A 4,136-nucleotide genomic window follows, 5' to 3' on the forward strand; every position below is an offset into this window, starting at 1 on the left:
CACCAGCTCAAGAAGCTGGGGTTCGAGGACGTCACGTCGTTCGACGACCCGACGGCCGCGCTGGCGCTGCTCGAGCAGGATGTACACGTGGCCGATCTCATCCTGCTCGATTTGCAGATGCCGGGAATCGACGGGATCGAGTTCATCCGCCACCTCGCACGACTGCGCTTTCACGGTGGCCTGCTGCTCGTCAGCGGCGAGGATGAGCGCATTCTGCAGACCGCGCGACGGCTCGCCGAGGCGCATCGGCTTCAGGTACGCGGTGCGGTGCACAAGCCCGTGACCCCGGCGGCCCTGTCGGCGTTGCTCGGGAACCCCGATCAGCGCCGCGCCCCCACGCCGGTCAGCGGCGCATCGATCGCCGAACTGGTCGTCACACCGGAACGAATCGCTCAGGGCATCGACGCCGGCGAGTTCATCAACGTCTATCAGCCCAAGGTGCGACTCATCGACGGCGTCGTGACCGGCGTTGAGACGCTCGTCCGATGGCAGCACCCCGACTACGGCATCATCGCCCCGGCGCAGTTCATCGGGGTGGCCGAAGAACATGGCCTCATCGATCGCTTGACCCGGGTGATCCTCGTCAATGCGTTGCAGCAGGGACGGGCGTGGCGCATGGTGGGGCACGAGTTTCACATCGCCGTGAATATCTCGATGGAAAGTCTCACGCGACTCGACTTTCCCGACTTCGTGGCCGACACCGTGCGCGCCGCCGGACTGCCGCCGCACCTGATGGTGCTCGAGGTGACCGAGAGTCGGCTGATGCGCAATCCGCTCGCCGTTCTCGATGTGCTCACCCGCATTCGCCTCAAGCACATCGGTCTGTCCATCGATGACTTCGGCACCGGCCATTCTTCGCTGGCTCAGCTGCGGGACATCCCGTTCGATGAACTCAAGATCGATCGGCGCTTCGTACATCTGGCGCACGCCGATAGCGCCAGCCGCACGATCCTCGAGGCCAGCCTGGGCATCGCGCGGCAACTCAGCATGCGCTCGGTCGCCGAAGGTATCGAACTGCATGCCGATTGGGAGCTCCTGCGTGAGCTCGGCTGCGACGTGGCGCAGGGGTACTTCATCGCCCGTCCCATGAGCCCGGTCGCCTTCGACGCGTGGCTCCCGCAGTGGGAAGCGCGTCGCGAGACGCTGCGGCCGCCGGCGCCCTGACAGGCGCCGACGGCCGGCTCGCCCCACCCTGCGCCACAATCAGGGCGCGATCGTGTGGGCGAACGTGAGGTCGATGTCGGTCTCGCCCGTGCACGACGTGGCCGACGCCACCTTCGGCGCGCTGTCGTAGTGGCACAGCACGACACGCGTGGCCCCTGCCGTCGCACCCGCCGCCACCGCCTTCGAGAAGCGTAGACCGAGCGGACGGTTCTGGCCGTCCACATCAGTGGTGGTGACGGTCACGCCGCTACCGCTGGTGATCGTGTAGAACACCCGGTGCTCGTTGGCTTCCGTCTGCACCTCCGCCGTGATGTCCTCGGCGGGCGACTTGAGACGGTTCTCGAACTTCACCGTGCCCGTGTACGTCACCCCGCGCACCAGCGCCGGAATGGCCACCTGCGCGCTCGGTGCGGTCGGCCCCTTGCCGTCGGCATCGTCGATGTACGTGGTGAGCGCCGCCCCACCGTTCGACGGCGTCAGGGTGAGCGTCACGCGTGAGATCACTTCCGACTCACCGCCCGGGGCAGTGGACGATTCACCACACGCCGCCAACGACACCAGCACGACCGACCCCAGCGCCAACACCCGGCGCGACGATAGCTTCGACATCCTGCACTCCATCCGGTAAAGGGGTGAAACACATGCCGCGGTCACGCGCGCCGCGGGTCCTGCGAAAGATTTCTGCTACACCGTCCGTGGTGATGCCGAATCCGCTTACAGCGGCATCGTCACACGCGCGATCACGTCGCGACCCGTGTCATTCACGAACAACCGGTAGCGGCTGAGATAATCGCGGTACCGCGTATCGAGCGCATTGTTCACCGAAAACGAGATGTCGGCGCGACGGCCGAAGATTCGTCGTCCACGAAAGCCCGCCTCTAGCTGCAGCAGCGCATAGCCCGCCGTGGGCAGCGTATACACCGTGCCGTTCGGTACCCCATCCTGTTGACGTACGAGCAGACTGCCCGCACCCACGTACCAAGGCGCGTCATCGGCATCCACGCTCGCGCCATGGAATCGTGCGTTGAGTGTCACACGATCGGCGGGCATGTCGAACAGCGGCTCGCCGCTTGCCCGATTGGTCCCGCGTACCACCGTGCCGTTGGCCGTCAGTTGCACGCGCGCCATCGGCGCGTACGACAGTGCCAGCTCCACGCCGCGCAACCGCGCGTCAGCCTGCGTGTAGCGATAGCCCGGAAACGCCCCGCGAATGGTCTGCACCGGTTGGGTCGGCTCCAGGTAGATGAAGTCGTTCACCGTATTCGCATAGGTCGCCGCATCCACCTGCAGCGTGCGCGTGCGATAGCGCACCGTGCCCTCCACGCCGAGCGACTGCTCACTCGACAGGTTGGCCTCGCCCAACTCGTACTGCGCCGTGCCGTGGTGCACCCCCTGCGCGTAGCGCTCGTTTACCGTCGGCGGGCGCCACGCACGGGCCACGCGCACGGCAACGTCGAGACCATCGCGCACGAGATACGCCGCACCAACGGAACCGGCCACATTGCGCCACGCCTTCGTGCCGGCCGGACTGCGAATGCCGGCGTCCGCGAAGGCGAGTGTCGTCTGCGAGATCGCATCGCCACGCACCCCACCCGACAGCGAGAGACGGCCGAGCGCCAGCTCTTCCTGCGCATACACCGCGCCCTGCCACAGATCGTAGCCCGGAATCAGAAACGCCTTGCCCAGCGTCTGATTGCCCTGCGCCAGCGCACTCGTGCCGATGGTACCACGCCATCCCTTCCAGCGCGGATGCGCCCAGCGCACATCGAGCGAGTTGCTGAACAGCTTGAGATTGAACGCCGGCTCGTTGCGGAAGCGCAGCGGACCGTGATTGTCGTATTCGCGGCGGTGATTGTACTGCAGCCCGTACACCACCTCGAGATCACCGGCCTCGGCAAAGGTGCGCACGGTACGCACGCGCAGCGTCGTGTGTGACACGCGCTGGTTCGGGCGGCCGATGTCGTAACTGAACGAGGAGTCGGCCGGCACACCGCGCATGGCCCGCGCGAGATCGTCGGCGTTGCCCACATGCGCCTGTCGCAGCACGCCGAGCTCCGTGCCGAAGCGCGACACCGAGACTTCCGTGCGTCCCCAATCGCGCGTCACGCCAAGCGCGAGACTGCCGTTGAGCTCACGAAATCCGGTGTTGGTGAGATAGTAGTCGGGCGCGGCACCGTTGCCCGCCACGCGCGACGTGAGGCGCAGGCGATAGCCCGTTGCACCGATTTTCGGCAGCGAGAGGTCGGCGCCCTGCACACCAATCGACAGCGCCCCCTGCCGGCTGTTCGAGAAGGTGTTGAGCGCCACGTTGCCGCGCAGGCCACCCGTGTCCGGCAGTGCCGCATGCTCCACCCGCACCACGCCGCCCAGCGCGTCGGCCCCGTATAGCACCGTCGCCGCTCCACGCACCACGGTCACCGCATCGGCATCGAAGCTATCAATATTGGGCGCGTGTTCAGTGCCCCACTGCTGATCTTCCTGGCGCAGCCCGCCATTCATCACCAGCACGCGCTGCGAGTTGAGACCACGAATCACCGGCTTGGCGATGCTCGGCCCGAACTGGATCACCGCCACACCGGGCAGGTTCTTGATCGTCTCGCCAAGCGTCTGGCCGCGCGTGGCCGCGAGCGCCTGCGCATCGAGCGTGCTCACCGCCGCCACGCGCGCCAGCTGATCGGCGGCCGTATCCGCGCGCACCGCCACTTCCTGCAGCACCGCCGTGGCGACATCGAGGTGCACCGTGACCAGCCGGTCGCTCGTCCGCAGGTCGAGATCGCGCAGCCAAGGCGCGAACCCCAGCGCGCGCACCCGTAGCGTTACCTGCTGCGCCGGCAGGTCCCGCAGATCGAATCGACCGTTGCCGTCCGTGCGTTGCCGGGCGGACTTTTCCACCGTCCGGTCGGCCACCCGAATCGTCCAGACCGCCACCACCTCGGCATCGCGCACGGCACGACCGGATTCCCCCGACTCCA

The 4,136-nt window shown here is 67.0% G+C and carries 3 protein-coding genes; 1 reads left to right on the forward strand and 2 read right to left on the reverse strand.

Annotation, left to right across the window (positions count from 1 at the left end; translation table 11 throughout):
• Nucleotides 1-1,164: EAL domain-containing protein (locus tag ACIQ6O_RS13790; protein ID WP_396208364.1), on the forward strand; the 1,164-nt coding region annotated here is incomplete at its 5' end.
• A 39-nt stretch (nucleotides 1,165-1,203) separates the two neighbouring features.
• On the opposite strand, the gene ACIQ6O_RS13795 is transcribed toward ACIQ6O_RS13790, so the two are convergent.
• Both ACIQ6O_RS13795 and ACIQ6O_RS13800 read right to left on the reverse strand, forming a co-directional pair.
• Nucleotides 1,204-1,773: a hypothetical protein gene (locus ACIQ6O_RS13795; protein WP_396208365.1), complete on the reverse strand. Its 570-nt coding sequence runs from the start codon at nucleotides 1,771-1,773 to the stop codon at nucleotides 1,204-1,206.
• 105 nt (nucleotides 1,774-1,878) lie between these two features.
• A partial coding sequence (locus ACIQ6O_RS13800) for a TonB-dependent receptor (protein WP_396208366.1) occupies nucleotides 1,879-4,136 on the reverse strand: 2,258 nt, incomplete at its 5' end.

Source organism: Gemmatimonas sp., assembly GCF_044345575.1.
GTDB lineage: Bacteria > Gemmatimonadota > Gemmatimonadetes > Gemmatimonadales > Gemmatimonadaceae > Gemmatimonas.